At 44.0% G+C, this 22,179-nt stretch carries 16 protein-coding genes and 2 pseudogenes; 7 read left to right on the forward strand and 11 right to left on the reverse strand.

What is annotated here, in order from left to right; translation table 11 throughout:
- Window positions 1–126 precede the first annotated feature (126 nt).
- Window positions 127–711 (forward strand): DUF2799 domain-containing protein, encoded by a 585-nt coding sequence (locus G7Y90_RS01025; RefSeq protein WP_238034024.1) that lies wholly within the window; start codon window positions 127–129, stop codon window positions 709–711.
- 77 nt (window positions 712–788) lie between these two features.
- Window positions 789–2,159 carry an oxygenase MpaB family protein gene (locus G7Y90_RS01030; RefSeq protein ID WP_238034023.1) on the forward strand — a complete coding sequence of 457 codons (1,371 nt, stop codon included), beginning with the start codon at window positions 789–791 and terminating at the stop codon, window positions 2,157–2,159.
- Between the two features lie 82 nt (window positions 2,160–2,241).
- Here G7Y90_RS01030 and G7Y90_RS01035 read toward each other — a convergent pair whose 3' ends face one another.
- On the reverse strand, window positions 2,242–2,976 hold the full coding sequence (locus G7Y90_RS01035; protein WP_055124790.1) for an NUDIX hydrolase: 735 nt from the start codon (window positions 2,974–2,976) through the stop codon (window positions 2,242–2,244).
- A 592-nt stretch (window positions 2,977–3,568) separates the two neighbouring features.
- Here G7Y90_RS01035 and G7Y90_RS01040 point away from each other — a divergent pair.
- Window positions 3,569–4,132, forward strand: coding sequence for an NUDIX hydrolase (locus G7Y90_RS01040; RefSeq protein ID WP_045453478.1), 564 nt, complete (start codon window positions 3,569–3,571; stop codon window positions 4,130–4,132).
- A 189-nt stretch (window positions 4,133–4,321) separates the two neighbouring features.
- Window positions 4,322–5,650, forward strand: a complete 1,329-nt coding sequence (locus G7Y90_RS01045) for a serine hydrolase domain-containing protein (RefSeq protein WP_250163163.1) — start codon at window positions 4,322–4,324, stop codon at window positions 5,648–5,650.
- A gap of 100 nt (window positions 5,651–5,750) precedes the next feature.
- Here the strand turns inward: G7Y90_RS01045 and G7Y90_RS01050 are convergent.
- A pseudogene (locus G7Y90_RS01050) lies at window positions 5,751–8,817 on the reverse strand (insulinase family protein).
- Between the two features lie 431 nt (window positions 8,818–9,248).
- On the opposite strand from G7Y90_RS01050, the gene G7Y90_RS01055 reads away from it, so the two are divergent.
- Window positions 9,249–9,710, forward strand: coding sequence for a universal stress protein (locus G7Y90_RS01055; RefSeq protein WP_087813544.1), 462 nt, complete (start codon window positions 9,249–9,251; stop codon window positions 9,708–9,710).
- Window positions 9,711–9,858: 148 nt separating this feature from the next.
- Here the strand turns inward: G7Y90_RS01055 and G7Y90_RS01060 are convergent, their stop codons facing one another.
- Complete coding sequence (locus G7Y90_RS01060) at window positions 9,859–10,794, reverse strand: LysR substrate-binding domain-containing protein (RefSeq protein ID WP_250163164.1); 936 nt, start codon at window positions 10,792–10,794, stop codon at window positions 9,859–9,861.
- Window positions 10,795–11,022: 228 nt separating this feature from the next.
- On the opposite strand from G7Y90_RS01060, the gene G7Y90_RS01065 reads away from it, so the two are divergent.
- A complete protein-coding gene (locus G7Y90_RS01065) occupies window positions 11,023–12,105 on the forward strand; it encodes a YeiH family protein (RefSeq protein WP_250163165.1) in 1,083 nt (360 codons plus the stop codon).
- A gap of 257 nt (window positions 12,106–12,362) precedes the next feature.
- Here the strand turns inward: G7Y90_RS01065 and G7Y90_RS01070 are convergent, their stop codons facing one another.
- From G7Y90_RS01070 to G7Y90_RS01095, 7 genes and pseudogenes are all read right to left on the reverse strand, one after another.
- Window positions 12,363–12,572 (reverse strand): cold-shock protein, encoded by a 210-nt coding sequence (locus tag G7Y90_RS01070; protein ID WP_045453470.1) that lies wholly within the window; start codon window positions 12,570–12,572, stop codon window positions 12,363–12,365.
- A 191-nt stretch (window positions 12,573–12,763) separates the two neighbouring features.
- Window positions 12,764–13,174 (reverse strand): YbaN family protein, encoded by a 411-nt coding sequence (locus G7Y90_RS01075; RefSeq protein WP_250163166.1) that lies wholly within the window; start codon window positions 13,172–13,174, stop codon window positions 12,764–12,766.
- Between the two features lie 357 nt (window positions 13,175–13,531).
- Window positions 13,532–14,725 (reverse strand): VWA domain-containing protein, encoded by a 1,194-nt coding sequence (locus G7Y90_RS01080; protein ID WP_250163167.1) that lies wholly within the window; start codon window positions 14,723–14,725, stop codon window positions 13,532–13,534.
- A 351-nt stretch (window positions 14,726–15,076) separates the two neighbouring features.
- Window positions 15,077–15,682, reverse strand: coding sequence for a RelA/SpoT domain-containing protein (locus G7Y90_RS01085; protein WP_250163168.1), 606 nt, complete (start codon window positions 15,680–15,682; stop codon window positions 15,077–15,079).
- 554 nt (window positions 15,683–16,236) lie between these two features.
- Window positions 16,237–16,359 (reverse strand): hypothetical protein, encoded by a 123-nt coding sequence (locus G7Y90_RS18765; protein WP_502937388.1) that lies wholly within the window; start codon window positions 16,357–16,359, stop codon window positions 16,237–16,239.
- A complete protein-coding gene (locus tag G7Y90_RS01090) occupies window positions 16,337–16,663 on the reverse strand; it encodes a hypothetical protein (RefSeq protein ID WP_201540138.1) in 327 nt (108 codons plus the stop codon). The genes G7Y90_RS18765 and G7Y90_RS01090 overlap by 23 nt, the downstream gene beginning before the upstream one ends.
- Before the next feature lie 17 nt (window positions 16,664–16,680).
- Window positions 16,681–19,612: pseudogene (locus G7Y90_RS01095) on the reverse strand (valine--tRNA ligase).
- A gap of 316 nt (window positions 19,613–19,928) precedes the next feature.
- Here G7Y90_RS01095 and G7Y90_RS01100 point away from each other — a divergent pair.
- Entirely contained in the window at window positions 19,929–21,050 is a 1,122-nt protein-coding gene (locus tag G7Y90_RS01100; protein WP_193009055.1) for a formate/nitrite transporter family protein, read from the forward strand.
- A gap of 94 nt (window positions 21,051–21,144) precedes the next feature.
- Here the strand turns inward: G7Y90_RS01100 and G7Y90_RS01105 are convergent, their stop codons facing one another.
- Window positions 21,145–22,068 (reverse strand): bile acid:sodium symporter family protein, encoded by a 924-nt coding sequence (locus G7Y90_RS01105; RefSeq protein WP_055124799.1) that lies wholly within the window; start codon window positions 22,066–22,068, stop codon window positions 21,145–21,147.
- Window positions 22,069–22,179 lie beyond the last annotated feature (111 nt).

Raw genomic sequence — 22,179 nt, forward strand, 5'->3', positions numbered from 1 at the left:
CGATTTAGCTTATCGGTGGCTTATGATTTTATAGTTCACGTACTTTGGCAGCCGAGCATGGTTCATTAAAAGTATTTTTCATTAGCCATATCAGCACTTGCATCAATAGCCATAGAAGAGAGAATCATGCGACAGTTTGTACTGCGGCCTTCGTTAAGCTTGGCGCTCCTTGGTAGCATTGTTTTACTATCAAGCTGTGCCACGCTCTCTAAGCAGGAGTGCCTCGTTGGTGACTGGCAGGCTATTGGCTACAATGATGGCGTGGCAGGTTACCCATCAGACCGCCTTGCATCACATGCCAAAGCCTGTGCCAAGGCCAGTGTTGCCCCCAACTATCTGGCATGGGAGCGCGGTCGCCAGCTGGGTCTTAAGCAATACTGCACGACCAGTAATGCTTACAATGTCGGTCGGCGCGGACGTCAGCTCAATAATGTTTGCCCCTTAACCTTGGCGAACACACTGCAAACTGCTAATCAAAAAGGCTTAGACTATTATGCATTAGACAGTCAGTTAGACAAAGACAAGCGCCTCATAGAAACCTACCAAGAAGAGTTTGATAAGCTAGAAAGTGGGGCGATGTTAAACTTTGCTAATGAAAAAGAAGCACGCGCGCGTCTACTATCATTAGCCGACGAGCTGCGTAAAGCCAAGCACCGTATGAACACCACGCAAAGACAATTAGAAGCTCTAAACCAGTCAAATAGCTATTAATACTATTGGCCTTGTGAAATAATCTAATAGGAAAATATTTGGTAAGAAGGCATTTGGTAAGAAGGCATTTGATAAATATGGATTCAATCAACATAACTGATAAACAGACGGCTGCTACTTTGAATCACCAACAACCCTTAATAAAACCTTATCAGCGTCACGGACGGACGACCGCGATTGATGACCATAGCGACTTGCAAGTATTAAAGCGCATCAAGCGTTATTTATTGCCAAAAGACTTCGTTATCTCGCAAGATTTATTAAATGAAATAGTCGCGGGCTACGATATTGGCGATTCACTGGCAGATACGTTGGCCGCTGACGGCATTCGTTTTGCAAAGCCCCTACAGCAATTTATTATCAGCGACAGCAGCAATAGCAATAAATTCGATGCTAATCTCACAAACAACTCTGCATTTAACGCCTTGGCTGAACAATTTAGCCACCATCCCGATTGGTTCGATCCCAAGCTTGCCCAAATCGGTGCGGTTGCCTATCGACGCTATCCGCTGATGCTGATTTGGCTACTACGTAATGTCGCCCTGATGGCAGGCTACAGCATTCCCGCCCTCTCCCTGCCGCTCATTCAGACAGGCGCATTGATGCACGATGCCCTGCCGCGCCTGATGCGTACGTATGCCTATATCCTAGCCGTCTCTGAACATCCCCCATTACATAAGTCGAATACAAACGCCCATAATCAACGTCAGTCTATCGAGCAAGTATTGGCGATTGGCTCAGAAGGTTGGCGGCAATCAATCAAGGTGCGGCAAATTCATACCCTAGTACGGCAAAACTTGCTCAAAGGTAAAGGCAATGCTGCTAAAGGCGTCATACCAAATGCCGACCAACATCACAAGCCAGATGGCAGCTGGAATACTGATTATTGGGGTCTTCCTATCAATCAAACCGATATGATTGCTACTCATTTGCAGTTTTCATTGTTGATTATGCGCGGGTTACGGCTACTTGGCGCACGCATCAGCACTGAAGAAGCGGCAGGTATTCTGCATCTATGGAATCTTGCCAGTTATTGGATGGGGGTTGACTTAGAGCGCCTGCCAAAAGATGAAACCGCCTGTTGGGAATGGCTTTATACCTATTTATCAATTCAGCAACTTGATTTTAAAATGGGGCAACCATTAGCCAAAGCCTTGCATGATTTGCCGCGTCAGCTGATGGGCGAAGACAATCGACGGGGGCGTTTCGTTGAGATGGTCAATGCTAGCGTGACTCGTACTTTGGTCGGCGATGATATCGGCGATGGGCTGGATTTGCCAAAATCAAAAATCCGCTTTGGTGTCTTATCATCGGTGCCGATTCTCTTTGCGCTCGATACGGCACGCCAACACAATCAAAGTGTGGCTGAAAAATTAGAAGCCTTCCGCGCCAAACGCCAAGATAATATGAACTGGTGGCTTAAAAAAAACGACGATTATTATAAGTAAGCAATTATAAATAAAGCATAGTAGCTAAAATAAAACGAATAACGTTTAGACGTCAGCCGTTAGCCGTTAGCCGCCTTACGGATTAATTACGCGTATTTTGGATACGATAATACCACTCAAGCTGCCGATCAAAGCCTGTTTCTAGCAGACTGGCAATGACTCGTCCTGTCAGACCCCAAACCGTTTCACCATCCACTTGCCAGCTAGGCGTGAGAATAGTCGCGATCTTATCTTGCATTGCATATTCTACCGCATACTCGACAGTAGGCTGAGTCAGCAAGGTTTCAAAATCTGCCCAAAAAATGCGCGAGATTTCGCCAAGCTCAGGTACCAATAGTAAATCTGGCGCAATCAGCGCCACAATAGGACGCACACTCATACCACTTTTAGAGGTTTGAATGGGCAATTGACCAATTAGCTGGACTTTATTAGGTGGTAGTGCCGTCTCTTCACAGGCTTCACGCAAAGCGGTGACGACATTATTACCGTCGCCTGCGTCATGTTTACCACCAACGCAAGAGACCTCGCCAGCATGGCTGTTCATGTGCGCAGCGCGGCGTGTCAGTAGCAGCTTTGGATGGCGTTCATGGGTAATGGCAACCAATACCGAGGCATCGGCAATGGGTGTTTGATACAAGCTATCTAGAATGCGAGTGCTACGAGAAGTGCTAGCATCATACAGCGCAGGACTGGTAACGGCATTTAAGGTCTCATGCTGCACCCGTTCCGCCAGCGTTCTAATAGTGGGATAACGAATAAAGTCCGGCACAGCGACTGAAAACTCATCAAAACGTAGCGACTGCGGGGGAAGTAACATGATTATTGCCCTATATTTTTATTAGAATTAAGCATCGGATGGTGGAGCTTATCTCTCGCAATGTGTACAACGCTTGCGCCAGAGTTATTGCTACGCGTATCGCATCTACTACATGTTGGTTTCCATTCATTCATCGTTATGCTTGGCGACGTAAAGTGGCATTTTTTAATATCCCCTACTCTGATAGATGCGCGCGCTTTGCTGGTTACCCTTACTTAGAGCAACACCAGTCGCGGAAGCCATTACTCTTGTTGTTGGTAAAGCTATCATTCAATAGTTAGCGTGAGTCTAGCCTAGCGCAATCTTATCGTGACTGCATATACTTTATGTGACTGTCCTGCTTTGCCTGCTGATGCATTCATTAATAGCAACCGTAGCCGTAAGCAGTTGCGCAAACCTGTGTGCTTGTTATTATCACTGCCAGTGTGATGAGAATTTGTGTTATCTTAGGATTAACAGCTATGATCACATAACATCTGATAAGCTAAAGTCATACTATTTTAAAATAAGAATCATAATTTTTCAAAGAACGACAATCCTTTTTCTCATTTCTATTTATCATGTAGATTTATCATTAAATAAGGCAGTTGATATGCGCTATTGTTTACAATGCGGTCATGAAGCGGAACGCAAAATACCAGCCACGGATAATATCCCACGCTTGGTATGCCCCAATTGCCACTATATTCACTATGAAAATCCAAAAGTGATTTGTGGCTCACTCGTTGTGCATAAGCATCGGGTACTGCTATGTCGCCGCGCGATCGAGCCACAGTATGGCTTATGGACACTGCCAGCTGGCTTTATGGAAAATGGCGAAACCATGGCAGAAGGGGCCGCTCGTGAAAGTTTTGAAGAAGCAGAAGCGGTCGTCATCAATCCGCATTTATATTGCTTATATGATATTCCTGATATCGGGCAAATCTATAGCATCTATATCACTGAGCTAAAAGACGGTGCTTATGGCATCGGCTCTGAAAGTCTTGATTGTGCGTTATTTACTGAAGAAGATATTCCATGGGACAAACTTGCCTTTGAAGCGGTACGTCGTACCCTAAAAAGTTACTTTGCTGACCGCAAGCAATACGATAACCATGAAAATTTCCCTATTCATCAGGATATCATCGGTAAAGACCAAGCGATCAAGCGCTACTAACCCTAAGCATATAAAGAATAGAGTTATAAACATAACGTTAAAAAATAACCTTATAAAAAAATCAATTGCTTTACAAAAGTGGTTGGTAAAAACCATTGATAAGTCTTATGCTAAGTTTTGAATATAGCCACTTATCAATGGTTTTTTATTGTCTGAAGTTAATCGTTTAAGCCGACTTGCGAGAATATTATGCTGACTTTATTGCAACGCTCTTTACCTCTATTACCGCTGACCATCGCCATGACTCTAACCAGTATAAGTATCACCAGCCATGCGGAAGATGCACGGTTAACCGCCAAACAATCCGACCCACAAACGCTTGGCTGGATGCAAGGTTTTCCGCCGCCTGCCGATAAACTGATTACTCAACCTTCCTCTAATTTTTTTAGTTTTCCCAAGCTGCGTTGGACGGTCTGTCATATCCGTGAGTTGATGCCTACCACTGACGTCAGTCGCGGTATCGGCGCGCCTTCCAAGCTCAGCTATGAGTTAGATAAAAATATCGATGCCATCACCTTTATGCCTACTAACAGTAAGCGCCTAATGACGTGGAAGCAATCACTGGATGCCAATTATACTGACGGCATTATGGTCATGCATCATGGCAAGGTGGTATACGAGCGCCAAAACGGCTGCCTCAATGAGCTGGGCAATCATGCGGCGATGTCGATGACCAAATCAATGACTGGGCTGTTAGCAGAGATCCTCGTGACCGAAGGTAAGCTTGACGATAAAGCTTTGGTGGCGTCTATCATTCCAGAGCTCAAAAACAGTGGTTTTGGTGATGCAACCGTACGCCAAGTCATGGACATGACCACAGCGCTCGATTATAGCGAAGACTATGCCGATCCTAATGCCGATATCTGGAAGTATTCAGAAGCGGCAAGCCCATTACCAAAACCGAAAGATTATAACGGACCCAATGGTTACTTTGAGTACCTGCAAACAGTTAAGAAGAACGGCGAACATGGGGAAGCTTTCAACTATCGAACCATTAATAGCGATGCCCTAGGCTGGATTATTTCGCGTACGACTGGTAAAGCGGTGAATGAATTACTCTCGGAACGCATATGGCAAAAAATCGGTGCTGAACAAAGCGCCTATATGACGGTCGATGCTAAAGGTACGCCGTTTGCTGGCGGCGGTCTTAGTGCAGGCTTGCATGATATGGCACGCATTGGTAGCTTGATGCTCAATAAAGGCGAAATTAATGGTGAGCGCTTATTCCCAGCTGCGGTCGTTGATAATATCGAAGCGGGTGGCGATAAAGAGGCTTTTGCGAAAGCCGATTATAAGCAGCTGACTAACGGCAGCTACACAAGCATGTGGTGGTTATTTAATAACCCCACGCCCATCTATGCAGCACGCGGCGTCCACGGTCAAACTGTCTATGTGGATCCAGCAGCTGATATGGTCATCGTTCGTTTTGCGTCATATCCGGATGCCAGTAACGGCAAAATAGACCCGACTTCTTTACCTGCCTATAAAGCAGTCGCCAATTACTTAATCAAAAAGTAAGCCTGTAAAAAACACTATCAAGCAATAAAACCGCCGCTTCCATTTTTAGTGAAAGCGGCGGTTTTTTATATAACGATTAAATCAGCAGACTTGAAGAAGATTAGCTTTTAATTTTATAAATGCTAAAGCCTAACTCTTGCACTGCCGCTTCTTTATCATAAGGCGCGAGTACTGCACGTACGTGCTTTTGTCCTTGTAGGTATTGCTTAGCAACGCGCTGTAAGTCAGCCACGGTCACAGCCAATATTGACGCGCGCATTTTACGCTGCCACTCTACACCGCGATGATGTAAGTCAGCAAAGCAGGCTTTAACCGCCTCCCCTGCTGGAGAGCCTGGCTTATCCATTCCTGAGATAATACCTAAGATGGCCTCTTCTAACTGCTCGTCTGTTTGCGGCTCATTCAATAGCCATTCGATACTGGCATCAAAATGGGCAAAAGTTTCAGCACACTGCGGGTCACGGTAGCTAAAGAACTTAAAGGCACAGGCATTGGCATCGTAGCCCGCACCGCCGCCATAAGCACCGCCGCGCTCACGAATAGCGCTATGCAGATAACCATTGCGTAGATAAGGCGCGAGTACCATGAGAGCTGCTGTATCAGGATGATCAGCCGCTGGTACGGTATAAGCGCTGGCATTATGATAGACGTTGGTTGGGACTAGCCACGCTAAGTCTTCAACATCGAGCGCCACATCACTTTCTAGCGCTTCGACCGCGTCTTTATCACCATTTAACGCCGTATCAAGTTGCAATTCAGCAAACTCGCTTGGGATATTGTCTTCAATACTCGCATCAGTATTTTTTAACTGCGCTGCAATCTTTGGCGCTTGACTGTCTTTCCAGCTATCAACAATTAAATTGCTTAAGCGTTCAGTTTGCTCGGCTTCGCAAATAATAACCGCGTGCTTAGGCAAACTAATTAGACGTTGATGTAAGTCCATCAAGCTGTTTGCTAATTTATCCCACTGTGCGTCGTCGGTACTGGCATGAGTTAAGAAGTCTTTTAGCGCGTTCAATGCTGGCAGACCACTGCGCACGTACTCTAACTGCGCTTGACGACTCATACCACGGCTGGCGGTTTGCATGGCATAGGAATGCCCTGAACCAGCAAGGTTTGATTGCCAGCCTGCTTGACGCTGCTGCAAGATTTCTTTGATACGATCATGCTCACTAAAGATACTGTGTTCCATCACTTCTTTGAGCAAATCAATCGCTTCAGGTTTACGATTCAGCGCGCGCGTTGCCACCACAAAGTAGCTGCTAATCGCTTGGCTGTCATCGACATTGGTACGCTGACTAATACGCGCCGTCACCCCTGATGAATGCGCCGCTTGCTTGGCCTGCATTTCGTGAGCGCTGAGCGAATCTGTACCTAGCTCTGATAATAAGCTTAAATAGATAGGCAACAGCGGATGATTAATGACTTCATTAACGGGTAGCTCGCTTGTATCCTCATTACCAATCGCATCAGTCAACGGTACAATTATTTGATAATAATATAAGCCGTTAGTGCCCGCTTCATATTCAAATAAGGTGCTGTCTTTGCCACTTAAATTAATCTGCTTTTGCGTGTTGTTTAAAGCTGATATCGGTCGGTACGTCTTCTAAACCCACTTTTGGCAATAAGCTTAAATCATCAGGCGCGGCTTGGCGCGCTGCCAAATCTAACGCTTGTTGTTTTAAGATAGCTTTATCATCAGCGGTCAAATCCATTTCGATGGTATCAAGACGAGTCTGCTCAGCTGCCGCCAAACGGGCGGATTTTTCACTATCAGGCGTCATGGTCACACGCACACGATGCTGATTATCAAGCAAATGCTGCTTGATTAAATTCGGTAACCATTGCGCATCTTTTACTTGCTCACGTAGCCACTGCAAATGCTCATCAACTTCCCAGACATCAATAGGATTACCATCATGAATGGCAGTGCTAAAACCTTCTAGCATGAGATTTAGACCATAAGGCATGCTATCGCCGCCGATATGGCGCTGATCAATCTCGATTTGGTGCAGAATCGTCTCAATGGTTTCATCATCAATTGGTTGGCTCGCGACCTCTTTAAGCAAATCAATAATGCCCTGCTCTACCGCTTCGGCGTGTTCAGGGTTAGAACCACGTAGTCCCGTATAAAAGACCATTTCATAATGACTGTCATCCAAACCTAGTAGCGGACTTGGCGCTTTACCAAGTGGATGGCTGTCCAAAAAGCACGTAGCGGCGAACCAGCATGCTCAACCAGCACGCCTTCTAATAAACGCAATGCCAAACGCTGCTTTGGATCAGTAATCGATGGTAATAACCATGCAATCACGTGATGAGTTTGGTCAGGACCTGCTTCGTCAGCGGTATAAGTATCAACGGCGCTAATCGGTGCAGACAGGCGTTTTTCAGGACGCGAGACATGTTTTTTGCCCGCTTCAAACTGAATCAAGGCATCTTCATGGATTTTAGCTTGGGTTTCAGCGACTGGAATATTACCAAAGCTCATAATCACACTGTTTGACGGATGATAATGGCTCTGATGAAATTCAACTAGCTCAGTATGCGTCAAGTCTGGGATATCGGCTGGATCGCCACCCGAATTATAGTGATACGTCGTCGTTGGGAATAAATGATGGGCGACCGTATGATACAACTGGTCAATCTCGCCACCATTGCGCCTTTCATTTCATTAAAGACGATGCCTTTAAATTGCGGCTTATCATTTTCGTCTAATTCTACACGAATACCTTCTTGAGCAAAATCCAGCGGATGAATATTGGGGAAAATGAGGCATCCAGATAAACGGCTAGCAAATTAAAGTAGTCGTTTTTATTTTGCGTCGCATACGGATACGCCGTCCAATCGGCAGCGGTCATCGCATTCATAAAGGTATTAAGCGAACGCTTAATCATTGAGAAAAAATGGGTCACGAACGGGGAACTTTCAGAGCCACATAAAGCCACGCTCTATGCGCCTCACCTTTTGATCCATTGGCTGAGTTCGAAAGCCAACCAAAAAGGCATTTTCGTCACTCGGAGTGCCAAGTGGTAATGCATCGCGCCTGTTTTAACGTGTTGGCTTATCAATACGTCCATCGACAATGCATCGATATGGCGGTGCTCAATCAGCTCAAAGGCAGGATGCAAAGTTAGATCAGTAGTAGATAATGTGTCGGTCATAATTTTCCTTATGGATTGCTCTAATTTTATTTAGAATAATATGCGATTAATGACTAAATATAGCCAGTGGCGATAAAATAAAATCGGAGTAAACAATAGATAAATAGTGTATTTAGTACTTATCGTAGGGTGTTTTTTATATGATATTTATATAAAATATTGTGCGTATTATTGTGATTAACCTATGAGTAATATTCAAATTTAATGGCATGTACCCGTGCATCATTTTAAATGACAGCAATGCGCCGGTATAAATTAAAGAATTTGCCTAACGGAATTAGATGGGGTTCGCACCTCCATAAGTCAAGATACCGTAGTAATAAAGATGACCAATATGGCAGAATGTCGGATTTTCACAAAGCGAACTCAAAGCGTACTTAACAGCAGCCATCAGTAGTGCTATAGTTAAAATCATCTGTCACAAGGAGCCGCTCATGAGTTACGAACATATTTTATTGGTCACCGACTTAATGTCCGATGCTGATGTGGTCGCCCAAAAGGCCAAACGTATCGTCGAGAATCGTCCTAATGCTAAGTTATCGGTATTACATATCGTCAAAGATACTATGGTTGGCTTTGGCTATGAGCTGGTGCCAGCCTCCAGCTTATACGATGAAATTGACGATGAACGCTGTCAAGAAGCGCGCGCTAAATTGGCACAGTTTTTAGACCGTAATGACCTACATGCGGTGAATTCTGAAGTGACCACTGCCATCTCTAACAGTGAAGGTATCGTCAACTATTGTCACAAGCATGATGTTGATTTGTTGGTCATCGGTCGTCATGAACGCCATGGTATCGCCGCTTGGCTCAGTGGCGCGACGGCAGATAATATCTTGCCTAACGTCCCATGCGATAGCTTGGTCGTAAGACTGGATAAACCCGTTAATAAGTAGTTTAAGAAAAGACTTAACGTCGTTTCCAAGTTAGTTAAAACTATTAAAAAAGCTCATTAAAAAAAGCGCATTGTATAACTTTGCGCTTTTTTATTATTTATTAAAATATTAGATATTCTCGCTAATACCTCTATATTTATCACTAAAATTAATCTGCTGTCAAAATATCAATAAAACTTTGCCAAATCGGGCTTTGATGGCGGGCTTTATGCCACACTAGCCACCAAGTCCGCGACAAATCGATGCCTGCGACTTTCACCTGTACCAGCGCTCCTGCTGTCAGCTCTGCCTGAATGACATGCTGTGATAAACAGCCAAGACCAATATCTGCACTCACCATATGCTTAATAGCTTCCGACTGCTGAATCGCCATCACAATTTCCGCATCAGGCAAATGCTTGAGTAGCTGCTCATCGATAATTTGCCGTGTACCTGACCCTGCCTCTCGTACCAATAGCGGCAGTTTTGCCAGTTGTGCAATGCTAAGCTCGTAGCAATTATCCGCATCGTTATACGCGGCCATGCCTGTCAACCATTTGCTATCGCGCTTGGTAAAGATCATCAAGGTATCTGTCCGCCACGCACGCTGCTCGATCGCCTTCATATCTGTGGGGCGCGGCATACCCTCTACGAGCGCAATATCAATATTTAACTGCTCAACTTCGCTGACCACTTCTTGAGTATTGGCGATATACATATCGATATGGGCATCGGGTAGCGTCGCATATAGCTTGGCAAGCAGCGGCGGCAGCACATAATTGCCGATCGTGGTACTGGCACCGATATGAATCTGCCCTGCTTGATGCTTATGATAATGCTCTAGAGTTAAGGCCTGCCCCAAAATGGCTTGTGCCTGTATATAAATAGGATGGGCGTTGGGGTGCTGATTGAGCCTACGTCCGACGCGCTCAAACAGTGGCATTTGCAGCCTTGCTTCTAATTCTGTCAGCGCACTACTGACCGCCGACTGCGATAAATGCAGCGCTTCACTGGCACGGCTAGTACTACCCGTTTGATAAATACTGACAAACACCGATAATTGCTTGAGGGTAATCTTTGGTAATACCTGCATGGCTTTTTTCATAATTTCTCTGATACCCCATCTTATTGATACAATCTAAAAAGCACCTGTTACTTTAAAAGCCCTTTATTATCTAAAAAACCATCTTTTTAGCCCAAAGACTTTTATTAACCTAAAAAATCGATAGTTTTTATCTAATTAATCTGTTTTTATAGATTGGTCTGCCTTATAATGTCTATTCATAAGCTTATGCTTATTTCGATTAGATAATACATAATAGGACAGTCAGTCATGTACGCCTTGACCCAATCAGTAAATAACTATTTCCCGCGCCGCCATTTAGCAGGGCTTATCGTCGTGCTGATTGGCAGCTTATTTTGTTTATGGCTCAATACTAGTGTCAACACATGGACCAATGGACGTATCGTTGGCTTGTCTTCTCTCACTTTAGCCATTCTCATTGGTATGGTATTGGGCAATACGGTCTATCCTAACCTTGCTGAGCGCTTAAGTGTCGGCGTGGCATTTGCCAAAGGTCAAATATTGCGCCTCGCCATCATGTTTTATGGCTTTAAGCTGACCTTAACGCAAGTATCAAGTGTCGGACTGTCTGCGGTGATGAGCGATGCGTTGGTATTGACATCGACCTTTTTACTCACCTATTGGATAGGTACCCGATGGTTAAAAGTCGATAAACAAACGACGCTATTAATTGGGTCAGGCGCAAGTATTTGCGGTGCCGCCGCAGTGATTGCCGCAGAGCCAGTGGTCAAAGCGGAAGCACACAAAGTCACTATCGCCGTGGCGACAGTGGTGGTCTTTGGTACGGTTGCGATGTTGCTCTATCCGTTTTTATACCATCTTGGTTGGTTGCAACCTTGGCTAAATGCTCAGCAGTACGGGATTTATACGGGTTCCACCATTCATGAAGTGGCGCAAGTCGTCGTCGCTGGTAACGCCGTCAGTCCCGAAGTGGGTGACACAGCGGTTGTCACCAAGATGATACGCGTCATGATGCTTGCTCCTTTTTTACTTATTTTATCGTTTGCCTTAACCAAAGGTAGCAGCGACAATGGCAAAAAACCATCGTTTATGAATCGCGTTCAACAAGTCAAAGTGCCTTGGTTTGCCTTCATATTCATTGCCATCGTCTTACTGCACACTTGGGTGCTGATGAGCGCAAGCTTTGAGCGTAGTATGGTGATGCTAGACGACGTGCTGCTTACCATGGCGATGTTTGCGCTTGGTCTAACCACGCATTTGGGCGCTATTAAACAAGCTGGCGTTAAACCTCTTATCTTGGGGGCGATTATGTTTGCTTGGCTGATCGTTGGCGGTGGATTGATTAATATTGGCATAAGCTTACTTGGCTAAAGTAAACTACCAAACATCCTTGCCGTTCGTTATCATTCTTGCCATGAGTTATATAGATCAAAAAAGCCGATGACTATGCTAGTCATCGGCTTTTTTGGTTTATCGTCTGATTTAAAAGCCACTCAACATAAAGCGCACGTTACGTTATAGATATTAAGCTTTTAATTGCAAATAGCTTATCTTAAATCGTAGACGAAAAAAACGAACCCGAAGGTTCGCTTTTTTTTCATCTTGCTCTAAGTGTCTATAAAGACAAATTAGATAGCAACGATGTTATGGGCTTGTGGGCCTTTTTGACCTTGAGTTACAGTGAACTCAACTTCTTGGCCTTCAGCTAAAGTTTTGAAGCCTGAACCAGTGATTTCGCTGTAATGAGCAAAAACGTCTGCGCCAGTTTCTGGAGCGATAAAACCAAAGCCTTTAGCTTCGTTGAACCACTTAACTGTACCTTTTTGAACGTCTGACATAATATAATCCTACTTTTAAATTTATTAATGGCCTAGTGACCGATAACGCTTGCAAATAGCTACTGAACGATAAATATTAAAACGAAGGATTATAACTAATACTACGAGGTAATGATTTGGTGCAGAACTGCTCTTAAGCTTGGACGTATTATAGGGGGAACATCCTGATTTCGCAAGTCTTATCTTAGCTTTCATGTAACCAAAGCCCATTTATTACGATTTTTGACCTGAAAATCAATGTATTTTAGGCATTTGGCAAACGGAACAAATAGACCGCTACCCCAGTACAGACCGGCTACCAGCCATGCCATCCATATCATATCGGCGGGAATATTAAAAAATAACATCGTTGTTGAAATAGTCATCATTATTGTCGCTAACCACTTGGCATAGAGTGGCACGGCATGATTATTTTCCCAATCGCGGACAAATTTCCCAAAGTATTTATGATTAATCAACCAAAAATGAAAGCGTCGCGAACTACGTGCCCAGCAACCTGCTGCCAGTAATATAAAAGGCGCAGTCGGCATGACTGGCAGCAATACACCGATAATCCCTAATACAAAAAATAGCCAGCCCAGTATGACAAACGTCCAACGCACCGTTGGGCTGTTATGCTGATTGGTTTTGGGTCGATAGTAAAAGGCTTTTTGTGTTGGCTCATAAAAATACTGTCATTGAATGATATGGAGTGGCTAATATTCGATAAAGGTTAGACAGCTAGATTTTTAAACCAGATAATCATTTATAGAACTGCCTACCTATATAGGTAGCTAAGCATGCAATATCACTCAAAACGGTACAAGGCTATTTTTACGAGGTTTTTGCTATCAATAGGTATGTTTGGTTAGTGGTTGGGTAAGTGAGCTCACCACCTTTGACTGAATTTTTAGCAATAAAAAACCGCTCATAGCTGGATTATGAACGGTTTTATCGTTAAAGATACTATCCTGATTTAGTTATTTCGCTATCAATCCTATCTGGCGTGCCTCTTTTAGCCAGCTTGGAAACTCTTCTAGCATGTTTTCATACAAGGCTTCTTCGCTAATGTCATCCAAATCATCGAGTTCAAAAAAGTCGCAATTATCAATCACGCGCCCTTCCATGTCGTCTAGTTTTTTTAGGATGCCATAACCACGACCACCTAAGCCCAAGAACTGCCAAAATATCGGTAGTTTCGCGGCTTCCGTCATGACTCTGGTGATACCGCGATTGTCATTCACCCCGCCATCACTGATAAATAAAACATAGACAGGTACATCCAACCCATCATTTTGATAAAACTCCGTCACGGCTTTCATGACTTCTGCTTCGTTATTGATGCGCGGGCCAAGTGCCCATTTGCGCCAGCCGCCATGAGCGTTGTCAATGAAGCCGTCATAGTTGCTCAGTCCAATCTCACCCAAATACTGCGGATCTCGGGCAAACGCCCAGCAGTCTAGCGCTTGGTCGTCATCGAAGCTGACTGCCAATGGTAATAGACGATTGACCACCTCTTGCACGCGGCCTTGTTTATATTGTCTGTTCATTGAGCCTGAGGCATCTAACACCAACGCTACTTTTGCGGTTAATTGCTGCAATTGACGTTTCTCAAGCGATATCGTGGCTTTTTTGGCCAGATTGACGAGCTTTGGGGCTTTGTCTAGCATGACCTTTTCTAGCGATGGTTTTGCTTGCACTGGCGTGGCGGTCGGCTCGAGTACTTGCGGACTACTCTCTTCTACATCGCCACCGAAATGCTGCACGATGGCGGCAAGTCCACCATTAAAGCCTTGCGCGACGTTAGATACTCGCCAAACGCCACTCTTACGGTAAAGCTGCATCAGCATACTGGCTTGCTGCTGGGCAAAGTCTACTGCTTGATACGCTGCCTGCGCTTTTTGTAATTGCTGCCAAATGCCAATCTCTAACGATTGAATTTGATTGAGCGGCGTGTCGGCTGATAATACAAAAAACAAGCTGTCTATATTAGTCGCCAGTTTGGATAAATTAACTTCAAACTCGGCTTGGATGCCTTTATTCGCCGTTGGCTGCGACTCATAATGGGTGAGCTTGATTTGCCCACAAGGTGAGGTTGGCTGATTGTAAAACACCATGTAATCATCATTGATCAGCTTGCCCGCTGCGTCTAAGGCAAAGCAGCTGATGTCCATCTCTATCGGACTTTGACGAGTGAACTTAGCGTGATTGGTGCGGTGTCATTAATAGCAAGATTGCTTAAAGGCGCGCGTTGTCCGACGGTGAGATGGTTCATGGTGTTCCTTCGATCTATTTGAAAATTTAGCTCAAGTTGGATGCATAATCATTCAATCTATTGAAGTATCTTTTTAGAATAATTATGAATTCAGATACATCTATATAGAAATTCGGAAAAGCCTTTCTCAAGTTAGTTAAATTTGTAATTTCAACGAATAAGACTTGGATTTGATCTGTATAATTCAGCTCTTCTTCTAACCTGATATAAAGATTATTAACAGTTTTAGATGCTGCTTTGGGATAAGTTCTCACACACTTTCTTTCTTAATGTAGTCAATAAATATAATTGCATAATCATTCTTAGAAGTTTCATTTAGCTTATAGCTAATGTCTGAAGTCATATTATTAAGAAGCACTAGTAGTTCTGTTATTTTTAACTCCAACATTATTTCTTTGAGCCGTATAGAACCTCTGATTACCTCTTCTGCATCACCTATAGTAAGGTGTTTACGGCCACTTTCAAATTTCTCAAACCATGAAAATATATAAGAAGACTCTTTAAAAAAACTCTTCCAGTCTTTTTCGCCATCGCCGCCTTTGAAGTTTACTCCCATATAAGTTCCTATAGTCTCTACCACAGTAGACCATGCATGCTGTGACTTCGTCCTAACTTGTAACTCAAATAACCTTTTGTACTCTATGCCCCTATGTTTATTTTTTATCTCGAAAGTTATATGGTAGCTTCTATACCCATCTTCTTTTGGTTTTTTTATATAATTAAACTCTCTAACGATAGAAATATTTCTACCTAATATTTTACCGTCTTGTAATAACTTAACTACCTTTGCTAATTCTTTCAGATCATTGACTACAAGCCTTACACCTACAATATCCTGCATTTTGGTGAGTCTCATACCTTCACTTTTGACTAATTTTTGTTTTATTGACACTAGCCTTTTTAGTCGTTGCCCTGTGTAGCAATTCTTAAGATCAAGGTTTTTGACGATTCTTTCTAGTAGTTTTGAAGCTATATCTAATGCATAAATGTTGTGCGAGCGCCATTCTCTTATTACTTCGTGAGCCTGTCCGCTATTAAAATCTTCAGATATAAGCTGATATACGTTTTGTAGTATGTGTTTGACTTCATTCGAAGGTACTCACTATCTAATATAAATCTTGTTATATGAAAAAAATATAGAAGAATATATTTGTCATTAATTTTGGAAAACATTTTATATCAACTTTGTTTTAAATGACAAAGTAGTAGAGACATACAGTGTGACAAATCATAGCACACAGATATTTATTAATGGTATAGATATGAACTCTTAAGTAACTAACTAACCAGTAGATAATAAAAAACGCCATCACAATTGTGATGGCGTTTTTTATTCATACAGATATGACTATGCCAATTACAACGCTTTCAACTGCTCCATCTGCGCCGTCATCGCGGTCAACTGCCCTTCTAGCTCAGCCAGTTTCGCCTTCTCTCTTCTAACACTTCCGCAGGTGCTTTGCTAACAAAACCTTCATTACCTAGCTTACGCAAGATACTTTCAGCTTGCTTAAAAAAACCACTTAAACCCAACTAAAACTATCACAGTTACAACCAGTCCCAACCAACCAAATCCCTTTGTTCCTTGTACTGGTATCGTCGCATTTATTTCAGGAAATAGAATAGCGCCATACGATACTAGAGGTAATATCATCAGCAAGGTATCAATATGACGATTCGGTGAAAAGTATGGAGGATTTAAAAATAGATAAACAAGCACATATACCACCATAAATATAGTGGCGAAAATGGCATGCTTATCTAATGACTCATGACGATTCCAATAGAAAAATAGAATCGCCATGATCAAGAATGCAAGTATTAAAGTTATGGCCATTATAATGATTGCTTAGACTACAACGCTTTCAACTGCTCCATCTGCGCCGTCATTGCGGTCAACTGCCCTTCTAGCTCAGCCAGTTTTGCTTTCTCAGCATCGACCACTTCCGCAGGTGCTTTACTGACGAAGCCTTCATTGCCTAGCTTGCGTGCGATGCCTTCGGCTTGACCTTTCAACTTATCATATGACTTACCTAAACGTGCTAGCTCAGCCGTTGGATCAATCAGCCCTTTCATCGGTACAAGTACCCGTAGCTGCCCGACCATACTTGATGATGATAGTGGCACCTCATCGCCTTCTTTGACGATCTCTAGGCTCTCAACTTTAGCAAGCGCTTTGAACTGGTTTTTGATACGTGACAGACGCGCGTCTTCATCGCTAGAGATATTTTGTAGTAGCACTGGCAGACGTACGGCATTACCCAATTTCATCTCACCACGGATGTTACGGACGCTAGCGATGAGCTCTTGTAGCCACGCCATATCCGCCTCGACCTGCTCACTGATTTGTGCATCATCCGTTTTTGGATAGTCAGCGACTACGATGCTGTCAGTGTTTTTGCGATTCAGTAGCGGTGCAACCGTCTGCCAAATTTGCTCGGTCAGATACGGCATGATTGGATGGCTAAAGCGTAACGCCGTCTCTAGCACATGCAGCAATATAACGGATTTGCGCTTTGCGTTCGTCAGACACCGAGTCATCATTTAGACTGGCTTTGGCAAGCTCAACATACCAATCACAGTACTCATTCCAGATAAACTCATAGATATCTTGGCTGACCATATCGAGACGATACTGAGCGAAATGCTGATGGATATCGGCAACGGTAGAGTTCAGACGACTCATGATCCATTTTTCTGGTAATTCCCAAACGTCAGGGTTTGCCGCTTGGTCGATAGGCTTGGCAGAACCTTCGCTATCGACACAGTTCATGAGTACAAAACGGCTGGCGTTCCAGATTTTATTACAGAAGTTACGATAGCCTTCGACACGCTTTAGATCAAAGTTGATATCGCGACCGGTACTGGCAAGCGAGGTAAAGGTAAAACGTAGCGCATCCGTACCAAAGGCTGGGATGCCTTCTGGGAATTCTTTACGCGTTTGCTTTTCGATTTTAGCCGCGTCTTTCGGATTCATCATATTGCTGGTGCGTTTTTCTACCAGCGCTTCCAGATCAATACCGTCGATGAGGTCAATCGGATCTAAGACGTTACCTTTCGATTTTGACATTTTTTGACCATTGCCATCACGTACCAGACCATGCACATAGACGGTCTTAAACGGTACTTGCGGCGTGCCGTCTTCGTTTTTCACGAAGTGCATGGTCATCATGATCATGCGCGCCACCCAAAAGAAAATAATGTCAAAACCTGTCACCAACACGCTGGTCGGGTGGAAGGTGTCCATCACGCGTGGGTCGGCGTTGACGTCTGCCCAGTCAAGCGTACTGAACGTCCATAGACCAGAGCTGAACCACGTATCGAGTACGTCATCATCTTGGCGCAAGATCACGTCATCGCTGAGACTGTATTTACTACGCACTTCCGCTTCGTCACGGGCAACATAAACTTCACCAGTCTCATCGTCATACCATGCAGGGATACGATGTCCCCACCAGAGCTGACGGCTGATGCACCAGTCTTGTAGATCGGTCATCCACGACATATACATGTTTTTGTACTGTGCAGGGACAAACTCGATGCTGCCGTCTTCTACCGCATCAATCGCAGGCTTAGCCAATTCTTTAACCGCGACATACCACTGATCGGTCAACCACGGCTCAACGATCGTACCACCACGCTCAGCACGCGGCGCTTTGAGTGCGTAGTCCTCGATGTCTTCTAGCCAGCCTTGATCACCTGCTTGCTCAACAAGGAACTTACGTGCGGCAAAACGCTCAAGTCCTGCATACTCACTTGGCGTGGTTTCCAACTCTGGCTCACGTGTTTGCAGATCAGGATACACTTCCATCGCTGCTAAGATATTGGCGCGCTCATCAAGGATATTAATCAATGGTAAGCTATGACGACGACCCAATTCATAATCGTTGAAATCGTGCGCTGGGGTGATTTTTACACAGCCCGTACCGAAGTCTTTTTCGACATAATCATCAGCGACGATAGGCACGACACGACCCGTAATTGGCAAGGTAATGGTTTTGCCAACCAAATGCGCATAACGCTCATCGCTAGGATTGACTGCAACAGCGGTATCACCCAGCAAAGTCTCAGGACGCGTAGTCGCTACCACCAGATAGTTTTTACCATCTTGAGTGGTCAGATCTTTATCCGTGAAATAATAGCGGAAATGCCACAAGCTGCCTTTTTCGTCATGGTTTTCTACTTCTAAATCAGACAATGCAGTTTGGAACTTTGGATCCCAGTTGACCAAACGCTTACCACGATATATCAAACCATCATCGAATAGGCGTACGAACACTTCTTTTACCGCGTTAGACAGACCATCATCCATGGTAAAACGCTCACGCGACCAATCGACCGAGCTGCCCAAACGGCGAATTTGGCTGGTGATATTGCCGCCCGACTCTTCTTTCCATTCCCATACTTTATCGATGAAGTCTTCGCGCGTCATGTCACGACGTTTGATGCCTTGTGCTTCCAAACGACGTTCAACAACCATTTGGGTCGCGATACCTGCATGGTCCGTACCTGGTTGCCAAAGCGTATTATCACCATCCATACGGTGATAACGCGTGAGCGCATCCATAATGGCATTGTTAAAGCCATGACCCATGTGCAGCGAGCCAGTGACATTCGGTGGTGGCAAGGCGATAGAGAACGACTCTTCTTTATCAAAGGTCGGCTTAAAATAGCCGCTTTCTTCCCAGCCTTGATACATGCCTGCTTCGACTTCCGCAGGATTATAGGCATTCTCTAACTGGCTTAAGGCCGCTTGAATAGATGTGGTAAGGTTGTGGTTACTCATAATGGCATTATCTTTTATTGATTGAATGTGATTAAAGCGAATATAAAATCATGAAAATAATGAATAGAGTGATTTTAACGCAGATGGCCAGATTTTGTTAGATGCTAAGGCAATTTATCAGACTTGCAGAGTGGCATTGCCCCATTAATAAGCGCAAAAGCCCATAAACGTCACCAATCGAATGAGATTCCAACAAAATAAGTGCTAGTGATGTTATAAAATATGGGTCATGCTATGAGGTATATTCTATAACATCACTAGCATATAAATGGCGTCTTTATCCTAAAATCATGATCTTATAAACAGCGAGCCGACCGTGTCCAAAGATACCGAGCACACCTATAACAATAGCAGCCACTCTCAAGCTGATGAAATAGACGCTAATGAAAGAGACGATAAGCGCTTGATTGATGATAAGCGCTTGATTGATGATAGCGTTTATCAACCATCTCTTACTGAAGATAAAGACATTAGCAAGACTGCGATTCCAGATGATACCGAGGCGACAGAAAGTTTAGAAGACGAAGATTTCTCTGAAGATATGAGCGAAGCAGATAAGGAAACCATCAAAAAAGTCGCCAATGATGACAACTTGAGTCAAGCAAAGAGCTATGCCAGTATCTTGGTTGAGCAAGTGATGGATGCCAAAGAAACCTTTGAGCGCTCACTTGGCTCGCTATTTACCAGTGCCTTTACCGCTGGGCTTGAGATTGGCATTAGCTTCTTTATGATTTTATCGGCTTTTGCGCTGTTGAGTGGTGTGCTACCAAGCCAATACGCAATCGTGCTCGCCTCCCTACTTTACCCAATTGGCTTTATCATCGTCGTCATTGGTCAGTCGCTATTATTCACCGAACAAACCTCATTATTAAGCCTACCTGTGCTTAACAAGATTGAACCGCTACACAAATTGCTACGCCTTTGGGGTATTGTCATCGCTGGCAACATCGTTGGCGGCTGTCTGTTTGCCGCATTGATGATAGGTTTGGGTTTAAATATGCAGCTGTTTAGCGTGAGCGACATCGACACTTATGCCGAACACATTTTAGGATTTAGGTGGTGGGTCATATTTGGTAGCGCCATCTTAGCAGGTTGGATGATGGGCGTCACTGCGTGGCTTGTGACCTCAGCACGCGACACCCTTAGCCGCATCGTTTTGGTAGCGCTTATTACTGGCAGTATTGGTTTTTTAGGACTGCACCACAGTATCGTGGGCAACATTGAGATTTTTTCTGCCTTGCTATACGGCAATACCGTCAGCTTGGGGCGTTATTTACTGTTTTTAGTAGTGATATTGGTGGGCAATACCGTCGGCGGCGTGGTGTTTGTGGCAGTACTCAAAAACCGTACGTTCTTATTTCAAATTGAAAAAGTGAAAGAACAAACGGCTAGTGAACAAGCGGAAGCTAGAAGCAGTATAAATACCCACCGACCTTGATTGGTATTGGTTAATGCTAAATGCTATAAATAGATAATTCGCCTATTACCCATAACAAGGTTCAATATTTAAACCTGTTATGGGTTTTCAGCATCTACAGCATACGCGCTGCCAACACGCTATTTTCTATTTCAGATTTTCTCAGCTTATCGTGTTGAGCGCTAAATATACGCACCAAAATCCCCGCGCTTAAGAACATCACCAAGGTATAAATGGCTGGCATCATCGACATGTCGTAGTTAGATAATAACGTCAATGCCATAAATATCGACAAGGTACTGTTTTGTAGACCGACTTCTAGCGTCACCGAGGTTCTTTGCGCCCAGTTGAGACCGAACCATTTACTACTATAATAACCGAGCGCCATGGTTGAGAGATTTAATAATACCGATACGGGACCCGTAGCGATAAAGGCGTCGACAATGATATCGCGTTGCACATAGCCCAAAAATAGCACTAAAAACGTTAAAAATATCACCCCAAATCGAGACACATAAACTTGTGAGCGATCGGCAACGGTTGGTGCATAGCGTTTAATCAGCATACCGACACTAATAGGCACTATCGTCAGCACCACCAAAGTCAGCATCGTTTTTACTACTGGTAACTCAAACTCACTACCGCTGCCCATAAAATAAATCAATGAAAAGCTCAGCACAATGGGAATGGTAAAGACGGTAATCACGCTCGCAATCGCGGTCATCGTCACCGACAGCGCCACATCGCCTTTGGCTAAATAGGTAAATAAGTTTGAGGTAGTGCCACCCGGACACAGTACGAGGAGCATAACCCCGACGGCATACTCTGGGCGTAATGGCATGATATTGGCTAACGCAAAGCCAATGATAGGTAACAGTATCAACTGATTGGTCAAGCCAATGCCGACTGCTTTTGGATATTTTAAAACCCGTTTAAAATCGTTGGTGACGAGGGTCAGCCCCATGCCCATCATGATTAAAAACAGACAAATAGGAATGATAACTGAATTGACTAACGTGACTATGGCAAGACCTTCCATAACTACATCCTTGTAGATAAGAGCTGTTTATAGGTTCATTTTATAGATGAATTTTATAGACCGAGTATGCTGATTAAATGACGCTTGATTAGCAATCCTTGCTAAGGCGTA

The sequence above is a fragment of the Psychrobacter sp. WY6 genome, assembly GCF_018448495.1.
GTDB lineage: Bacteria > Pseudomonadota > Gammaproteobacteria > Pseudomonadales > Moraxellaceae > Psychrobacter.